This is a genomic window from Vibrio crassostreae (assembly GCF_024347415.1).
In the GTDB taxonomy this organism is placed as follows: Bacteria; Pseudomonadota; Gammaproteobacteria; order Enterobacterales; family Vibrionaceae; genus Vibrio; species Vibrio crassostreae.
In genome coordinates this window covers 2893496-2911900 of sequence record NZ_AP025476.1, presented here as the reverse complement: position 1 = coordinate 2911900, position 18405 = coordinate 2893496, and the positions used below count along the sequence as shown (strand labels likewise).

Annotated in this window: 11 protein-coding genes; 10 read left to right on the top strand and 1 reads right to left on the bottom strand. The window is 45.3% G+C overall.

Annotated features, from left to right (window positions below):
• Positions 1 to 7: 7 nt before the first annotated feature.
• The 10 genes from hrpB (at position 8) to OC193_RS12825 (ending at position 16768) form a co-directional block, all read left to right on the top strand.
• Positions 8 to 2446 carry an ATP-dependent helicase HrpB gene (hrpB, locus tag OC193_RS12870; protein WP_048664514.1) on the top strand — a complete coding sequence of 813 codons (2439 nt, stop codon included), beginning with the start codon at positions 8 to 10 and terminating at the stop codon, positions 2444 to 2446.
• Positions 2443 to 4842, top strand: a complete 2400-nt coding sequence (gene mrcB / locus OC193_RS12865; protein WP_048664515.1) for a penicillin-binding protein 1B — start codon at positions 2443 to 2445, stop codon at positions 4840 to 4842. The genes hrpB and mrcB overlap by 4 nt, the downstream gene beginning before the upstream one ends.
• Before the next feature lie 38 nt (positions 4843 to 4880).
• Positions 4881 to 7214, top strand: coding sequence for a patatin-like phospholipase family protein (locus tag OC193_RS12860; protein WP_048664516.1), 2334 nt, complete (start codon positions 4881 to 4883; stop codon positions 7212 to 7214).
• 272 nt (positions 7215 to 7486) lie between these two features.
• Positions 7487 to 10075, top strand: coding sequence for a bifunctional aconitate hydratase 2/2-methylisocitrate dehydratase (gene acnB / locus OC193_RS12855; protein WP_048664517.1), 2589 nt, complete (start codon positions 7487 to 7489; stop codon positions 10073 to 10075).
• A gap of 282 nt (positions 10076 to 10357) precedes the next feature.
• Positions 10358 to 10726 carry a YacL family protein gene (locus tag OC193_RS12850; RefSeq protein ID WP_019824378.1) on the top strand — a complete coding sequence of 123 codons (369 nt, stop codon included), beginning with the start codon at positions 10358 to 10360 and terminating at the stop codon, positions 10724 to 10726.
• 239 nt (positions 10727 to 10965) lie between these two features.
• Positions 10966 to 11304, top strand: coding sequence for a P-II family nitrogen regulator (gene glnK / locus OC193_RS12845; RefSeq protein ID WP_004738200.1), 339 nt, complete (start codon positions 10966 to 10968; stop codon positions 11302 to 11304).
• Between the two features lie 27 nt (positions 11305 to 11331).
• Positions 11332 to 12561: an ammonium transporter gene (locus OC193_RS12840; protein WP_048658181.1), complete on the top strand. Its 1230-nt coding sequence runs from the start codon at positions 11332 to 11334 to the stop codon at positions 12559 to 12561.
• A gap of 295 nt (positions 12562 to 12856) precedes the next feature.
• The gene (locus OC193_RS12835) at positions 12857 to 13870 is read left to right on the top strand and encodes a Fe(3+) ABC transporter substrate-binding protein (RefSeq protein ID WP_048658180.1); all 1014 of its coding nucleotides are present in this window, start codon (positions 12857 to 12859) and stop codon (positions 13868 to 13870) included.
• A 244-nt stretch (positions 13871 to 14114) separates the two neighbouring features.
• Positions 14115 to 15740 (top strand): ABC transporter permease, encoded by a 1626-nt coding sequence (locus OC193_RS12830; RefSeq protein ID WP_048658179.1) that lies wholly within the window; start codon positions 14115 to 14117, stop codon positions 15738 to 15740.
• Positions 15740 to 16768 carry an ABC transporter ATP-binding protein gene (locus tag OC193_RS12825; RefSeq protein ID WP_048664518.1) on the top strand — a complete coding sequence of 343 codons (1029 nt, stop codon included), beginning with the start codon at positions 15740 to 15742 and terminating at the stop codon, positions 16766 to 16768. The genes OC193_RS12830 and OC193_RS12825 overlap by 1 nt, the downstream gene beginning before the upstream one ends.
• Positions 16769 to 16941: 173 nt before the next feature.
• Here the strand turns inward: OC193_RS12825 and OC193_RS12820 are convergent, their stop codons facing one another.
• Positions 16942 to 18354 (bottom strand): phosphoglucomutase/phosphomannomutase family protein, encoded by a 1413-nt coding sequence (locus tag OC193_RS12820; RefSeq protein WP_048664519.1) that lies wholly within the window; start codon positions 18352 to 18354, stop codon positions 16942 to 16944.
• Positions 18355 to 18405 lie beyond the last annotated feature (51 nt).

Genomic DNA, 18405 nt, shown 5'->3' with positions numbered 1-18405 from the left:
AGCTGTGATGCCAGATCTGCTCGCTGGCGTAGAAACACACACTCAACTTATTCTAAAGGCCGCTCCCGGTGCGGGTAAGTCAACATTCTTCCCTTTACAACTGGTTAAGATCAATGCCGTTCAAGGCAAAATTATCATGCTTGAACCTAGGCGTTTGGCGGCAAGAAATATTGCGACTTACTTGGCGAGCCAATTGGGAGAGAAGGTCGGGGAGAGCATTGGCTTTAGAGTTCGTGGTGAATCTAAAACCAGCAGTTCAACTCGCTTGGAAATCGTCACTGAAGGGATCATGACAAGAATGATCCAAACCGACCCTGAATTGACTGGGGTTGATATGGTGATCTTCGATGAATTTCATGAGCGCAGCATTCACGCCGATACCGCATTGGCGTTTAGCTTAGAGATCCAAGAGGCATTGCGTGACGATCTAAAGGTGGTTGTGATGTCGGCAACCTTAGATCAACACGCGCTGCAGTCTTTATTGCCTAATGCCAAATACGTAGAATCACAAGGTCGCACCTTTCCGGTCGATTTCCGTTATCAGCCTCTTAGCGCAAATGAATATCTAGCCCCTAAAATGGCTAGCGTGATTCGCTCTCTGATGGAGAAAGAGTCAGGCTCACTTCTAGCTTTTTTACCAGGCGTTTCTGCGATTAAGCAGGTGGAATCTCAACTTGAACAGCTTGCTGGTGATATCGATGTGTGTCCTCTTTATGGGCAACTTAGCTTTCCTCAACAACAGAAAGCGATCGCGTCATCAGAGAAAGGGCGTCGAAAGGTGGTATTGGCCACCAATATCGCGGAAACCTCTTTGACTATCGAAGGTATTCGATTAGTGGTGGATTCCGGGCTTGAAAGAGTTGCTAAGTTTGATTTGAAAACTGGTATCACCAAGCTCGAGCAAGTGAAAATCTCACAATCTTCTGCTGAACAACGAGCGGGTCGTGCAGGACGAATTGAAGAGGGCTTGTGCGTTCGTTTGTACAGCGAAACGCAACTAATGCAGCAACCTGCTGTACCAGAGCCTGAGATTCTTCATTCTGATTTGTCTTCGTTGGTGTCTGAATTGACGCAATGGGGCGCTGCGAGTGCAGACGAGTTGCAATGGTTAGACATTCCGCCCCAAGCTTCAGTGGAGCAAGCCAAGCAACTGCTGCAAAGCCTTGATATATTAGACAGCAATGGTCAATTTACGGCGTTAGGTAAACTGGCTCAACGTTTAGGCCTTGAACCACGTATCGCCAGCATGCTGATAAAAGCGCAACAGAACGGCCAAGCATTGCTGAATGCTGCGATTGTCGCAGCCGCTTTACTTGAAGAGCCTGAACGCAACGTCACAGATATTCAGCATTCGTTGCACCGACTTAAGCAAAGAAAACATTCGAAAAATAACGTGGTGATGCAGCGAGCGAAAAGTCTCGCCAGCAAACTCAATCATCACTTAGATTTGTCACAAGCTGACGAGTCATTGCTACCATTAGTGCTTTGTTTTGCCTTCCCGGACCGGATTGCACAAGTGAGAAGCGCGACCAGCAGTGCTTTCCGTCTTGCTAATGGCCACGGCGCCGAGGTTCGTGACGATGATCCATTGGCGAACAATGACTATATCGTAGTGATTGATTTGATGCGCAGCACAGGGCGAGCCAGTCAGATTTTCTTGGCCACCGCGGTTGATATTGCGCTGCTAGAAGAAGCGTTTCCAAATCTCTTTGTCTGTTCAGATTATGCGGATTGGGATGAAAAGCGTGGCCGTTTAGTTGCCGAGCAGCGAGTGTCTCTGGGCAAACTGATTATCAGCACCAAAGCTTTACCTGAGCCCGATTCGAATCAGGCGAGCCAAGCGCTGCTCAACTATGTCGCTCGATGCGGGCTGGATCGATTACATTGGACACCTTCGGCTAAACAGCTGGTTGAGCGTGTGCGCTGTGCTGGTCTTTGGATGCCTGAACATGATTGGCCAGCGATGGATAACGCGAGTTTGGTCGAACATATTGATGAGTGGCTATCTCCATATTTGAATGGCGTTAAGTCGGCAAAAGGGCTCGCTAGTGTTTCGGTTGAACAGGCATTGTCTGCTTATCTTGGTTGGCCTTTGAATCAAGAGATAGACCAATGGTTACCAACGCACTATGTGATGCCGACAGGCAGCAAGAAGACCATTCGTTATCAATATCAGTCTGAACCCGTGATCTCAGTGCGAATGCAGGAAGTCTTTGGTGAACAAGACTCGCCATTGATCGCGCAAGGGGGTAAAAAAGTCGTGCTTGAGCTACTTTCTCCAGCACAGCGACCACTGCAAATTACTCAAGATTTAGCTGGCTTTTGGGCTGGCGCGTACAAAGAAGTACAAAAAGAGATGAAAGGCCGTTACCCAAAACATCCTTGGCCGGATGACCCTGCTAACCATGTAGCAACCACTAAAACCAAACGACAGTTGAATCGATGATGACCAAAATGTTAACGCCAAAAAAGGCACCACCTAAAAAAGCGCCAACAAAGAAGTCACCCGCGACCAAAGCCAAGCCAAGAAAACCAAGAGCGGCTGCGAAAAAGACCAAACCTAAGGCTAAGAAGTCAGGTCAAAGAGGTTGGTTGAAGATCTTGTGGGGTATTTCTTGGAAAGCGGGCATAGCGCTCGCGGCATTGCTGTTGTTTGTCGGTATTTATCTTGATTCTGTGGTCAAGCAGCGTTTTGAAGGTCAGCTGTTTGATTTGCCAACCGTGGTTTATGCGCGAGTACTAGACCTGTCTCCTGGAACTCCAGTGAGTTTGGTGCAGGTTAAGAATGAGCTCGATGTGCTTAATTATCGTAAGGTGAACGCGCCTCGTCACCCGGGCGAATACTCCTCTTCTTCAACCAAGATTGAAATGATTCGTCGTCCGTTCGAGTTTGTCGATGGACCCGAAGCGGATCGTCATGTGATGCTGCATTTCAACGGTAACGAGTTAACTCGAATTCAGTCGTTAGAGAAGAAAGGCGACATGGGGTATTTGCGTGTTGAGCCGAAAATGCTGGGCATGCTTGAGAAAAGTAACGATGAACAGCGATTGTTCTTAAAACGTAATCAGTTCCCAGAAGTGATGGTTGATGCCTTACTGGCAACCGAAGACAGAAATTTCTATCAACATGACGGTGTGTCGCCACTGGCTATCGCTCGTGCAATGGTCGTTAACGTCAAAGCCGGGCGAACGGTACAAGGTGGTAGTACGCTGACGCAACAGTTGGCAAAAAACCTGTTCTTGTCCAGTGAACGTACATTGTGGCGTAAGGTTCGTGAAGCCTACATTGCGCTTATCTTAGACCATCGTTACAGCAAAGATCGTATTCTAGAGGCTTACTTAAACGAGGTTTACCTTGGGCAAAATGGCGGGCAAGCGATTCATGGTTTCGGTTTGGCGTCTCGCTTGTACTTCGGTCAACCTATTCAAGAGCTCCGTATTGATCAGCTAGCACTGCTTGTCGGTATGGTAAAGGGACCTTCGTATTACAATCCGGTTCGTTATCCTGAGCGTGCTAAGACTCGACGCGATCTGGTGCTTCGCTTGTTGATGCAGCAAGACATATTAACTCCGCGACAATACGAAGAAGCGGCGGGTCGTGATTTGGATATTCAAGACAACCCACGTATTGCTAGCCGTCAGCCCGCTTACTTCCAGCAAGTCAATATTGAGCTTAAGAAGTATGTCGGCGATCGATTTGAAGCGAAAAAAGGCATTCGAGTTTTTACCTCTTTGGATCCGGTTTCCCAAGACAAGTTAGAGAAGTCGATTGCACGTAAGGTGCCTGATTTATCGAAAACCGCAGGTAACAAACTGGAAGCTGCAGCTATTGCCGTGGATAGAAATACCGGTGAAATCCGAGCTATGGTCGGTGGTAAACGTACTGGCTACGATGGTTTTAACCGTGCCTTGAATGCGAGTCGTCCTATTGGTTCTTTGGTTAAGCCTGCAATCTACTTAACCGCCTTAGAACAACCCCAAAAGTACACGTTGGCGACGACCTTGATGGATACACCTCTCAGTCTGAAAGGCAGTAAAGGCAGCGTCTGGAGCCCGAGAAACTTCGATCGTAAGTTCCGTGGAGAGGTGCCCTTGTATGTAGCGCTTTCTAAGTCTTACAACGTACCTACCGTTCGTTTGGGCATGCAGTTAGGCATTGATAGCGTCTCGGATACGATTGAAAAGCTGGGTGTCGATAAAAATGAGATACGCCCAGTGCCGTCGATGTTTTTGGGTTCGTTCTCACTGACTCCGTTCCAAGTAGCGCAGATGTACCAAACCATTACCAACTCTGGTCGTATCGCACCTTTGTCTGCTCTTCGTTCTGTGGTTGATAATGATGGCGAGGTTTTATATCAATCAATCCCTCGCGTATCGCAAAGTGTTGATCAGCAAGCTGCTTGGTTAACAACTTATGCGATGAAGCGTGGTGTATCGGAAGGTACGGGTCGTTTCCTACAAGGTCAGTTTGCTTGGGCAGGGTTAGCCGGTAAAACGGGCACCAGTAATGACAGTCGAGACAGTTGGTTCGTGGGTGTTGATGGCCGTGAAGTCACCACTATCTGGCTAGGGCGCGATGATAATAAGCCAACTAAACTAACGGGCTCAAGTGGTGCGTTACGTGTCTATGCCGATTATCTTAAACATAGAACTCCGGAGCAATTATTACTGCCTTGGCCGAATGGGATTACGACGGCCAGTTTTACTCGAACTTCTGAAGGGGCTTTAGAGTTTGACTGTGATGGTGCGGTGAAACTGCCTGTTTGGGATGAGAATGGAAACATTAAAAAGGGCTGTGAAAGTCAACCAAAACAGTGGCTAAAGAAGCTTTTTCAGTGGTAAAGTCATAACAGAAAAGAATGACAAGGATAGTTTAAAGAATGATTTCTCGTTGGATAGTGAGCGGCTTAGGTATTGTGGGCACTGTAATCAGTTTTCAGCTGTTTGCATCTACCGCGACACAGGTTGATCAATCTCAGCAAGCTGAACAAGCTCATAAAAGGCCAACCGTTGCTGTCGTTCTTGCTGGTGGTGGTGCCAAAGGTGCAGCTCACATTGGTGTACTTAAAGCCTTAGAAGAGATGCAAATCCCGGTGGATTATATTACCGGTACCAGTATGGGCGCCTACGTTGGTGGTCTTTATGCGACAGGGATGAGTGCTGACGAGATTGAAAGTTTTATTTACACGGTGGATTGGAATCGCGGCTATCGCGACCGCGTTAACCGTAGTGATCGCCGTGTGCGTGATAAAGAGTATGAAGATCGTTATCAATTGAACACCGACCTCGGTTTAGGCTGGGGTGAAATCAAAGCGAGAAAAGGTGTGGTTCAAGGTCAGAATATGTTGCGTATCCTGCGTGAGACCACCGGCAATCTATCTTCATTCGACTCTTTCGACAACCTTGCTATCCCATACCGTTCAGTAGCTACTGATATCATTGAACTCGAAGAAGTGGTCATTGACCACGGTCACCTCGTTGATGCCATGATGGCGAGTATGTCAGTACCCGGAGCGCTTCCACCTTATGAAGTCGATGGGCGAATGCTAGTCGATGGTGGCGTCACCAATAACATGCCTGTGGATGTTGCCCGGGCGATGGGGGCAGACATCGTTATTGCTGTTGATATCAGTACAAATTACAAAAGCAAAGAAGATTTCACTAACTTTCTTGCTGCCGCAGACCAACTCTCTAATTACCTAGTTCAACGCAGTACCCAAGAGCAAGCCGCTACATTAACAGACCATGATTTTTTCCTACGCCCTGATGTTGGGGAAATGGAAACCACAGAGTTCGATAAAATGCCGACGGCTTATCATGCTGGGTATGAAGCGACTAGGCAGTACACAGAGCAGCTTTCTAAGTTGTCGCTCTCGAATGCAGACTACCAACACTATATTGATGACAAGCAGAAGGCTCGCAGACAGCTGAAGCACGGTGATAAAACCAAGATCGACAAGGTGGTTATCAATAACAACACCCACTATTCAGACAAGCTGCTTGAAAACCGCTTAAATCTCGATGCTGGTGAGGTTCTGAAAACCAGTGAAATCGAATCTAAAGTGCAAGATCTTTATGCATTAGATAGATTTGAACTCGTGACTTATGAATTTGATACGGTTGATGGTGAAGAGCAACTTCATGTGGATGTAGATGAGAAGTCGTGGGGCCCGAATTACCTCAATTTCCGATTCTTTCTTGAAGACGATTTTTCTACCACAAGCCAATACTCGATCGGTCTTTCGGCTAACTTCACCGATATTAACTCGCACGGTGCGGAGTTAAGAACCAATATCGAGATGGGTACCGACAAGCGAATTGAGGCGGAACTCTTCTCGCCTTTCTTCTCTAGTCAAAAGTTGTTCACTTCAGCTTCGATTGTTTACAGTAAGCAGAACAGAAACCTCCCGGTCGATATTGACGAAATTGAAGAGCCAACACTAGACGTAACGAACGACTACTTTCCAATGACTTATAGCGAGTATGTCGGAGAGTTAGCATTAGGCTATCAACCTACCTTGTGGCAAGAGCTGAAATTCGGCCTTCGCTATACTGATGGGGATGTTGAGGTGGCTTCTTTACCTTCATTGGGCAGTGGTGGCTATAAACGTATTGGTGGCTTTATGGGCTATCGACTGGATACTTTGGATAACTTCAGCTTGCCGACTAAGGGCTTCTTTGTCGATTTGGAGTACCTTGTCTCCCATGATGATTTTGATAATGACAGCTCTGTTGGTGAATCGGATTTAACGTCTGAGAGTGATACGGTTTATGAGTTTTCAGCCAATTTCATGGCTGCACAAAGTATTGAGAAGCATACTTTAGTCGCAAAGCTCGATTACGGCATTGTAGAAAGTAAAAATTCAGTCTTTCCAATTGATCCGAAAGAGCTAGGAGGGTTCCTCAATCTATCCGGTATTCCAAGGAATAGCTTGATCGGTCAAAACTTAGCATACACCAGTTTGATTTATCGCTATAAGTGGTTTGAAAATGACTTCGGTCTCTTTAAATCACCATTCTACGTGGGGGCATCCATTGAACATGGTGGTGTCTGGTCGAACAATGATTTAAGGCTTGATGAAGCACCAATGTACACGGCAGGGTCTGTGTTCGCGGGTGTGGATTCGCCAATTGGACCAATCATATTAGCTTATGGACGAACTGAAGATAACTTCGACTCGGTTTACTTGATTGTAGGAACCTCTTACAAATAATCATGCGCAGAGTCGTCATTTAAGTGCGTAAATAGGCAAAAATAGTGGGACTTTCGTCTTAACTTGCTATGTTGGTCAAAATGATAAGATTTTAATTTAACGTTAAATTTGCTATTCTACCGCCCACAGTTTGGCCTCTATGACGCCGCTCATCAATACAAATTGAATGACAAAAATGGCAATGGAGAGCCAAGTTTCCAAGGATGTTCACTTCTTTATTTTACTAACAATTATGAAGGGAAGAAGTGAACCGCAATGAGAGGAAAAAAGTCGTGCTTGAAGCCTACCGTAAACACGTCGAAGAACGTGCTGCCGAAGGAGTTGTTCCAAAACCACTAGATGCTGAGCAGGTAGCTGGCCTAGTTGAACTTCTGAAGAATCCACCTCAAGGTGAAGAAGAAATCATTCTTGACCTACTAGAAAACCGCATTCCACCGGGTGTAGATGAAGCTGCTTATGTAAAAGCTGGCTTCCTTACGGCTATCACTAAAGGTGAAGTATCATCTCCGCTAGTAAGCAAAGCAAAAGCTGCAGAATTGCTTGGTACTATGCAAGGTGGTTACAACATCGAATCTCTAGTATCTCTACTTGATGATGCTGAGCTTGCTCCTATCGCTGTTAAAGCACTGTCTCACACTCTCCTAATGTTCGATGCATTCTACGACGTAGAAGAGAAAGCGAAAGCTGGCAATGCTGCTGCACAACAAGTACTTCAATCTTGGGCTGATGCTGAATGGTTTACAGCGAAAGATAAAGTAGCAGAAAAAATCACAGTAAAAGTATTCAAAGTCACTGGTGAAACGAACACCGATGACCTATCTCCAGCGCCAGATGCATGGTCACGTCCTGATATCCCAGTACACGCAAAAGCGATGCTGAAAATGGAACGTGAAGGCATTACTCCTGATGAGCAGGGTAGCGTTGGTCCAATCAATCAAATTGAAGAAATGCAAAAAGATGGCATTCCACTGGCTTACGTTGGTGATGTTGTTGGTACAGGTTCTTCACGTAAATCGGCAACAAACTCAGTACTTTGGTTCATGGGTGAAGATATCCCATTCGTACCAAACAAGCGTACTGGCGGTGTTTGTCTTGGTGGTAAAATTGCACCAATCTTCTACAACACAATGGAAGATTCAGGCGCACTACCAATTGAACTGAACGTACAAGACATGAACATGGGCGATATCATTGATATCTACCCGTACGAAGGTGTTGTTCACAAGAACGGTTCTGTGATTTCAAACTTTGAGCTAAGTAAAGTTCTTCTCGATGAAGTGCGTGCTGGTGGCCGTATTCCACTGATCATTGGTCGTGGCCTAACAGGTCGTGCTCGTGACTCTTTAGGTCTAGCTGAAACTGATCTGTTTGCTAAACCAATCGATCCATCTGCATCTGATAAAGGCTACACGCTAGCTCAGAAGATGGTAGGTAAAGCATGTGGTGTTGAAGGTGTGCGTGCTGGTCAGTACTGTGAACCTAAAATGACGACAGTCGGTTCTCAAGATACGACCGGTCCTATGACTCGTGATGAGCTTAAAGATCTGGCGTGTCTTGGTTTCTCAGCAGACCTTGTAATGCAGTCTTTCTGTCACACATCTGCATACCCGAAACCTGTTGATGTAAACACTCACCATACGCTACCTGATTTCATCATGAACCGTGCGGGTGTTTCACTTCGTCCGGGTGATGGCGTTATCCACTCATGGCTAAACCGTATGCTTCTTCCTGATACTGTAGGTACAGGTGGTGACTCGCATACTCGTTTCCCTCTAGGTATTTCATTCCCTGCGGGTTCTGGCTTGGTAGCATTTGCTGCCGCAACAGGCGTTATGCCTCTTGATATGCCTGAATCTATCTTGGTTCGCTTTAAAGGCGAAATGCAACCGGGTATCACGCTACGTGACCTAGTACATGCCATTCCTCTTTATGGTATCAAGCAAGGCCTACTAACCGTAGAGAAAGCAGGTAAGATCAACGAATTCTCTGGTCGTGTACTAGAAATTGAAGGTGTTGAGCACCTATCTGTTGAGCAAGCATTTGAGCTTTCTGATGCATCTGCTGAGCGTTCTGCTGCAGGTTGTACGGTTAAGCTATCTCAAGAGTCGATCGATGAGTACCTGAACTCGAATATCGTTATGCTTAAGTGGATGATCGCGGAAGGTTACGGTGATGTTCGTACGATTGAGCGTCGTATCACTGCAATGGAAGAGTGGTTAGCGAACCCTGAGTTGCTATCTGCTGATTCAGATGCGGAATACGCGCACGTTATCGAGATTGATCTTGCTGACATCGATCAACCAATCCTTTGTGCACCAAACGATCCAGATGATGCTCGTCTTCTTTCTGACGTTCAAGGTACTGAGATTCAAGAAGTGTTTATCGGTTCTTGTATGACGAACATCGGTCACTTCCGTGCTGCTGGTAAGATGCTAGAAGAGTTTAACGGCTCGCTAAATACTCGCCTATGGGTGGCTCCGCCAACCAAGATGGATAAAGATCAGCTGACAGAAGAAGGCTACTACGGCATCTTCGGTCGTGCTGGGGTTCGTATTGAAACTCCGGGTTGTTCACTGTGTATGGGTAACCAAGCTCGTGTTGCTGATGCTGCGACGGTAATGTCTACCTCTACTCGTAACTTCCCGAACCGTTTGGGTACAGGCGCGAATGTTTACCTAGCGTCAGCTGAACTTTCTGCGGTTGGTGCGATTCTAGGTCGTATTCCAACGAAAGAAGAGTACCTAGAGTACGCTGATAAGATCAATGCAACGGCTGCTGATACATACCGTTACCTGAACTTCCATAAAATGGGTCAGTACACGGAAAAAGCGGACACGGTTATTTTCCAAGAACCAGCCTAGTTCCTCGTCATATTTGTAGCGGCAGCGTTGTTGACTGCGTACGTTCACCGGAGCGCCGGCCGCCCTAGTCACATAGAGCTTCTATGCTCATAGGGATGAACGTACTTGTCGCCTAGCTGCCACTCCAACTATTTAGAGGAACCCAAATGATAGAGCGTCTACTTCGGTAGGCGTTTTTTTATGTCTGAATGTTAGAAGACGAGCGACTCGATCTCTTGATGACTTCGCTATATACTCTCGCCTCATTTTTAACCCTATCTGTCATTAGTGCGCGGAGCCTTTATGGAATTTGAATTTACAAGAAACACTTTAATGGGCGAGTACTATGTAAAGTGCAGTATGGGGCACGAGATCGTTGGCCGCTGGTTACAAGAAGAGATCGGCAAAGATAAGCAGAAACTAGATCATGTGATGGCGCTTATTGAGCAATCTCGACAAGACCTGAGCAATGAAGTGACGCTACTTGGCAAAGAGATTAGCCTTGCCATCAATGAAGATGAAGTCACGATTCAAGAAAACGTGTTAGCGCATGAGCAAGAAATGGAAGAGGGCAGTGAGTTCGACTTCTATAACTGTGAAAGCCAAGCAAGCTGTGGAATCGATGATTTTGAACTACTCATCGAACGCTGGATGGATTTTTTAGGTTACTAGTTTCTAACACCTATTTGTTGGTCATTCAGAGCTTTGAAGGCTCCGTTGCCCAAATCTGGAGCAATAAGAGCAATACGCATTAAGATAGTGAAAAGGCCGCACCATATTGGTGCGGCCTTTTTTGTTTTTATAGTCCTATCATGTGTATTTGATTGAAAATCAAACACTTAACTTTTTGGCACGCTACTTGGATTGTTATAAGAGAATTAACGGATTAAGTAAGAATTTAAGGAACGAATATGAAATTAATAAATGCCATTGTTAAGCCATTCAAATTAGACGATGTACGCGAAGCGCTCTCTGATGTGGGTATTGAAGGTATGACGGTCTCTGAAGTGAAGGGCTTTGGTCGTCAGAAAGGACACACAGAATTGTACCGTGGTGCAGAGTACCAAGTCGACTTCCTACCAAAAGTGAAGCTAGAGATTGCTACTCAAGCTGAAAACGTTGACCGAGTTGTTGAAGCAATCAGTCAAGCGGCACACACAGGTAAAATCGGTGACGGTAAGATTTTTGTGTATGACCTAAGCCAAGCCGTACGAATCCGTACTGGTGAAATGGATGCTGAAGCACTTTAAAGAATTACAAGGACTGGAGACTTTAATATGGAACTTACAACAACAGTAACGGAACTACGTTACGCACTAGACACTTTTTTCTTCCTCATTTCAGGTGCGTTGGTAATGTGGATGGCAGCAGGCTTCGCGATGCTTGAAGCTGGCCTAGTTCGTTCAAAGAACACCACAGAAATTTTAACTAAGAACATCTGCTTGTACGCGATTGCTTGTACAGCGTTCTTAGTGGTTGGTTACAACATTATGTATGTCGACAACGGCGAAGGCGGTTGGTTGCCATCATTCGGTACTCTGATTGGTACTCAAGGTGAAGGCGCAGACCACTCTCTAGAATCAGACTTCTTCTTTCAGGTAGTATTCGTTGCAACTGCAATGTCTGTGGTATCTGGTGCAGTTGCTGAGCGTATGAAACTTTGGTCGTTCCTTATCTTCTCGGTAGTACTAACAGCATTCATTTACCCAGTTGAAGGTTACTGGACTTGGGGCGGTGGTTTCCTATCAGAAGCGGGTTTCAGTGACTTTGCAGGTTCGGGTATCGTACATATGGCCGGTGCAGCAGCTGCATTAGCAGGTGTTCTACTACTTGGTGCTCGTAAAGGTAAATACGGTAAGAACGGTGAAATCTACCCGATTCCTGGTTCAAACATGCCGCTTGCAACACTAGGTACATTTATTCTTTGGTTTGGTTGGTTCGGTTTCAACGGCGGTTCTCAATTGATGGTTTCAGATTTCGAGAACGCGACAGCAGTTGGTCAAATCTTCCTTAACACCAACGCAGCAGCGGCAGCTGGCGCAATCGCAGCACTACTAGTATGTAAAACGACTTGGGGTAAAGCAGACCTAACAATGATTCTTAACGGTGCGTTAGCTGGCCTAGTAGCAATCACTGCGGACCCTCTATCACCATCACCTCTATTTGCTGTAGCGATTGGTTCGGTATCTGGTGCATTGGTTGTATTCAGCATCATCGCTCTAGATAAAGCTAAGATTGATGATCCAGTAGGTGCAATCTCTGTACACGGTGTGTGTGGTTTCTTCGGTCTAATGGCTGTGCCACTAAGCAATGCTGACGCAACGTTTGGTGCTCAACTAATGGGTGCAGCAGTAATCTTTGCATGGGTATTCGGTGCTAGCCTAGCGGTATGGGCAGTGCTTAAAGCAACAATCGGTATTCGTGTTAGTGAAGATGAAGAGCTAGAAGGTATGGACATGCACGATTGTGGTGTCGGCGCTTACCCAGAGTTTGTATCAGTAAAATAATCGATAGTATTTGTTTAATCTGAATGGGTTAGGCAGGACAAAGAAAACCCCATAGCCATTGGTTGTGGGGTTTTGTTATTAATGGTCGAGTAGTTTTGATTGATGTAGATAAACCGAGCTAGCCGGCAACGCTTCGCAAGCATAAGTGGTCGCTTTGAAATGAATTGTTACAAAAGTGCGAGACTGATGGCGCAGAGCGAACAATTTTTTTGTCGGACATCATTGTAATTGTGTTACTGATGAATATAATAACACAACTGATATAGATTATCATTTCGATATAAAGGATTTTACCATGAAAAAACTGCTAACACTTTCAGCTCTAGCGTGTAGTGTCATTGCCCCTGCTGCAATGGCTGCGGAAGAAGTGAACGTATACTCTTACCGTCAACCTTTCCTAGTTGAACCAATGTTCAAGGAATTCACAAAAGAGACTGGCATTAAAGTAAACGTTAAGTTTGCTAAAAAAGGTTTAGCAGAAAAGTTAGCTCAAGAAGGCGAATACAGCCCTGCAGACGTAGTGTTAACTGTAGACATCAGTCGTCTATCTGAGCTAACTAAACAAGGTTTAGTTCAGTCTGTTGAAAGCGAAGTTCTTGAAAAGAATATTCCTGCTCAATACCAAGATACAAACAATGAGTGGTTCGCTCTAACAACACGTACACGTAGCGTTTACTCTTCTCGTGACCGTGTTGGTCGTCTAGGTGAGGAGTTTACTTACGAAGATCTAACTAAGCCTGAATTTAAAGGCAAGATCTGTACGCGTAGCGGTAAGCACCCATACAATGTTTCTCTAGTATCTTCAATGATCGCTCACAAAGGTGAAGCTGAAACGAAAGAGTGGCTAGAAGGCGTAAAAGCTAACCTAGCACGCAAGCCTCAAGGTAACGATCGCGCACAAGTTAAAGCGATTAAAGAAGGCCTATGTGATGTTGCTCTTGGTAACAGCTACTACCTAGGCAAGATGGTTAACGATAAAGAGCAAAAAGCTTGGGCTGACGCTGTTTACATTAACTTCCCTAACCAAGAGACAACGGGTACTCACGTGAATATCTCTGGTATGGCAATGGCTAAATACTCTCCAAACGAAGAGAATGCCGTTAAGCTAATGGAATTCCTATCGGGTAACACAGCACAAAGCATGTATGCAGAAGTGAACTATGAATACCCAGTGAAAGCTGATGTTAAACCTTCTGAGCTTGTTGCTTCATGGGGTGAATTCAAAGCAGATACAATTTCTCTAGACCAAATTGCTGACCACCACGCAGCAGCAATTAAACTATTAGACGAAGTTAAGTTCGATCTTTAATTTATTACTGTAGGCTTCGGCCCCAGTAAAATGACAACCTCAAGTCGCCATTTTCGGTCACTTGGGGTTGTTTGTTTTGGAAAATCACTTTTTGATACAAAGCTCGCCGTTGATCCCTTGAGTTATTAGCATCTCACCTTGAAGTCATTACAGTATATGGGTATAAATAACCCCACCATTAAAAGGACATGAGATGTATTTGCAAATTCATTTGTGTTTCATTAAGCCTCTTTGTAGTTAGGCGATGAAAGAAAAGAATTATTTATGGAACACCAGTAGCGGCATTATTGCTGTATTACTGGTTTTACCGATCTTAGCGATTTTTACGACGGCTGTTGGAGAAACAGATGAGCTATTTTCTCATCTGATGTCCACAGTAATGCCCACCTATGCTTACAATACGGTGGTTTTAGTCATGGGAACCTTATTCCTGTCTTTGGTTTTTGGTATTCCGTCTGCTTGGATTATGGCAATGTGCCGTGTTCCGGGAGAGCGGGTTTTGCAATGGGCGCTAGTACTGCCATTAGCAATGCCAGGCTATATTGTTGGGTATATATTCACCGATTGGTTCGACTTTGCTGGGCCTGTTCAAGTTCTACTGCGAGATCTTACTGGGTGGGGACCCGGTGAGTATTGGTTCCCGGATATTAGAACCTTATCTGGTGCTATTATTGTTCTGTCTCTCGTTCTCTATCCTTATGTTTACTTGCTGTGCCGCGCCGCATTTATGGAGCAAAACGTCTCCTTACTGCAATCCGCTCGGTTGCTAAAATGCTCACCTTGGGAAAGCTTTCGTCGTATCTCGTTGCCACTTGTTCGCCCATCAATGGCGGTAGGTCTATCGCTTGTTGCGATGGAAACTATCGGTGATTTTGGTACCGTGAGTTACTTTGCAGTCAACACTTTAACGACAGCGGTTTACGATACCTGGTTAGGTTATTCAAGTTTAACGGCTGCTGCGAAAATATCGGCAATTATGCTGGTTATCGTGATCCTGCTGTTGAGTTCAGAGCGCTACAGTCGTCGTAAACAGAAATTGTTCCAGAATCAATTCAGCAGCCGTGAAGACTTTCGTTACGACCTATCCGGTTGGAAGAAGTGGTTGGCACTGTTTTGGTGCTGGGGATTAGTGTGCGTTGCATTCTTATTCCCTCTGGGTCAGTTGATGATCTATGCCTACAAATACTTTGCACAAAGTTGGACGCCTGAATTCAGAGAGTATGCTGTTAACAGTCTTTATGTGTCAGTAGTCGCGGCGATTATTGGCGTTATCATTGCGATGATTGTGAACTTTAATCAACGTGTCAGCCCGAGTAAGAAAAATCAGGCTTACATGCGTATTGCTTCGATGGGCTATGCTGTTCCAGGCACTGTGTTGGCGATTGGTGTGATGGTGCCTGTGCTGTTTATGGATCACTTAGTCAATGATATTGCCAAAGTGATGGAGTGGGGACGCCCGGGGCTGATTTTCTCTGGTTCCATGTTTGCGCTGATCTTTGCAATGGTGGTGCGTTTTTCTGCAGTGGCGATTGGCAGTATTGAAAGTAGCTTGAGTAAAGTATCTCCTTCATTGGATATGGCTTCTAAAACCATGGGTTGCAATACCAACCAGATGTTACGTCGTGTTCATTTACCTTTGATTAAACGCGGCGCGCTGATCGCCGGTTTACTGGTGTTTATCGAATCAATGAAAGAGCTAAATGCGGCATTGCTGCTGCGTCCTTTCAACTTCGAAACATTAGCGACCTATGTTTATAACTATGCCTCAGATGAGCACCTCGAATTGGCGGCGATGCCTGCTGTATTACTGGTGTTAGTAGGTTTAATTCCTCTGATCATCGTAAACCGTTCTTTGGAGCAGAAACACTAATGAGTTGTGCATTATCAATTAAAGATCTGACTTGTAAGTATGAGTCGCAAACCATCTTGGAAGCGCTCTCGTTAGAAGTTGAGCATGGTGAAATTGTTTGTCTTCTTGGTGCAAGTGGTTGCGGGAAAACCACCTTACTTAAGGCGATTGCTGGCCTGCTTCCATTGAGTAGTGGCGTAATGAGTTTAAACTGCCAAACCATCGATGATGGCGATAATTGGTTGCCACCGGAGCAACGAAATATCGGTATGATTTTCCAAGACTACGCTCTGTTCCCGCACCTGACGGTCAACCAGAATGTTGGCTTTGGACTAAAAGAACTCTCAGAGCAGCAAAAGAAAGAGAAAGTTCAAGAGATGTTAGAGTTGGTTCACTTAGATGAGTATGGTGACCGATACCCGCATCAACTTTCTGGTGGTCAACAGCAGCGTGTTGCGATTGCCCGATCTTTGGCATACAAGCCTGACTTACTGCTGTTAGATGAACCATTCTCGAACATTGACACTCAGGTTCGTCATGAGCTGATTTCTCAAATTCGTAAGATCTTTAAGAAGCAGGGTGTGACCGCTATTTTTGTGACTCACAGTCGCGAAGAGGCATTTGCTTTCGCAGATAAGATGGCTGTAATGAACCATGGTGTGATTGAACAGTATGGTTCGGCATCTGAGTTGTATTTCCACCCTTCGAGTAAGTTCGTTGCTGATTTCTTGGGTGGCGGTAGCTACTTAAAGGCACAGCGTATTTCAGACAATGAGTTTGAAACCAGCCTAGGTCTGATTGAAGCGAAAGCACAAACAGAGATTGAAGTGGGTGCGGATTGCGCGTTGTTGTTAAGACCTCAACATATTGTGGCAAGCCATGATGTCGACAGTAATCTGTCTGTATTGGAGCAGCAATTTATGGGCGATCACTGTCGCTATGTGATTGAAGCCAATGGTCAGAAGTTATTATCGACCTCTTCTGAAGCGCTTGAAGTCGGTATGCCAGTAACGGTGAAAGTAGACACCAAAGGCGTGCTTGCGTTCTGACTCAGTTTAGTCGCTAGCTAAACTCAGTAAATCCTACTCGGCTAAGCAATAGAAGTTCGCCATAAAAAAGCCCAGCACTTTAATCAAAGTACTGGGCAAGAGTTCTTCATCTATAGGCTTTAACAAGGCAGTGATTTGTTAAGTCCCATCCAAAACTGCTGCACTCTATAAGCCTATAGAGAGAGGAAGTCTTTCATTTTTTGAAGAACACGTTCTGCAGTGTCTTTGTCTTCCATTTCTGCGAAGATTCGTAGTAACGGCTCTGTTCCTGAGAAGCGAGCAATCACCCAGCCGCCATTCTTGAAGTACACCTTAGCACCATCTTCATAGCTGACTTTTTCAATTTCGTACTCAAATTCAGGCAGTTGTTTCTCTACGTAGATCTTAGTGTAGAGTGCCTCTTTCTCCGAAGGCTTAAACTTACAATCGCCTTCAGCGGTGTAGGCGTAGCCATACTTAGAGTAGATTTCATCAAGCAGTTCAGACAATTTCTTACCTGTCACACTGATCATCTCAACCAATAGGCTTGATGCGAATACGCCATCTTTACCTTTGATGTGACCACGAATGGTTAAACCACCTGAGCTTTCGCCACCAATCAGTGAGTCATCGGCTTCCATTTGCGAGCTAATATGTTTAAAGCCTACCGGAACCTCAAAGCTCTTCTCGCCGTGATCCGCCGCCACTTTGTCGAGTAGGTGTGTGGTTGCGATGTTGCGTACGACAGAACCTTTCCAGCCTTTGTATTCCAATAAATAGTAGTAAAGCAGCAATAGCACTTCGTTAGGGTGGATGAAGTGACCCTTCTCATCGATGATACCCAAACGGTCAGCATCACCATCAGTACCAATACCAATGTCATAACCTTCAGCGGCTACTAAGTGCTTTAAGCGATACAGCGTTGCGGCATTTGGTGATGGCATTAATCCACCAAAATCTGGGTTTTTGCCATCGTTGATCACGTCGACATCACAACGACCATTGATAAGAACAGTTTGCAGAGCGTTCTTTGCTACACCAAACATAGGGTCAATCAGTACGCGCAGATTCGCTTTCTTGATCGACTCGATATCGATAAAGTTGATGATTGAATCAACAAAGTCGTTCATCGGGTTGATGATCTCGATTTCTTTGTCATTCAACGCTTGTTCGAAATCAACTCGGATAACGTCTTCGTTGGTTAGTGTTGCGATTTGCTGTTCGATCTTCTCTGTGATGATCTCGTCAGCATCACGACCACCTTCAATGAACACCTTGATACCGTTGTAATCCGCAGGGTTGTGAGATGCGGTAATACATGCCGAGTAGGTGCAGCCCATCTCTTTTGCTTGGAACATCACGATAGGTGTCGGAACGAATTTATCAATGAAGCTTACTTTGATGTTGTTCGCTGCAAGTACTTCTGCAAACCAGCATGCCGCTTTATCTGAAAGGAAGCGACGGTCATAGCCGATCACAAATCCGTTCTTTGCAGCATCTTCGTTGTTGATGATGTTAGCGAGCGCTTGCGCTACCAAACGTACGTTTTCTCTAGTGAACTCTTCACCAATGAAAGCGCGCCAGCCACCTGTACCAAATTTAATCATTAGAAAATCCTTTTAGTCTCATTGTCTCAAGCCTGTAAAGACTTGAGACAA

Bases quoted from the DNA above. Each gene is read 5' to 3' on its own strand.
- OC193_RS12860 (WP_048664516.1), top strand. From the start codon at position 4,881: ATGATTTCTCGTTGGATAGTGAGCGGCTTAGGTATTGTGGGCACTGTA.
- OC193_RS12830 (WP_048658179.1), top strand. From the start codon at position 14,115: ATGAAAGAAAAGAATTATTTATGGAACACCAGTAGCGGCATTATTGCT.
- OC193_RS12820 (WP_048664519.1), bottom strand. From the start codon at position 18,354: ATGATTAAATTTGGTACAGGTGGCTGGCGCGCTTTCATTGGTGAAGAG.
- OC193_RS12825 (WP_048664518.1), top strand. From the start codon at position 15,740: ATGAGTTGTGCATTATCAATTAAAGATCTGACTTGTAAGTATGAGTCG.
- mrcB (WP_048664515.1), top strand. From the start codon at position 2,443: ATGATGACCAAAATGTTAACGCCAAAAAAGGCACCACCTAAAAAAGCG.
- hrpB (WP_048664514.1), top strand. From the start codon at position 8: ATGCCAGATCTGCTCGCTGGCGTAGAAACACACACTCAACTTATTCTA.
- OC193_RS12835 (WP_048658180.1), top strand. From the start codon at position 12,857: ATGAAAAAACTGCTAACACTTTCAGCTCTAGCGTGTAGTGTCATTGCC.
- OC193_RS12850 (WP_019824378.1), top strand. From the start codon at position 10,358: ATGGAATTTGAATTTACAAGAAACACTTTAATGGGCGAGTACTATGTA.
- OC193_RS12840 (WP_048658181.1), top strand. From the start codon at position 11,332: ATGGAACTTACAACAACAGTAACGGAACTACGTTACGCACTAGACACT.
- glnK (WP_004738200.1), top strand. From the start codon at position 10,966: ATGAAATTAATAAATGCCATTGTTAAGCCATTCAAATTAGACGATGTA.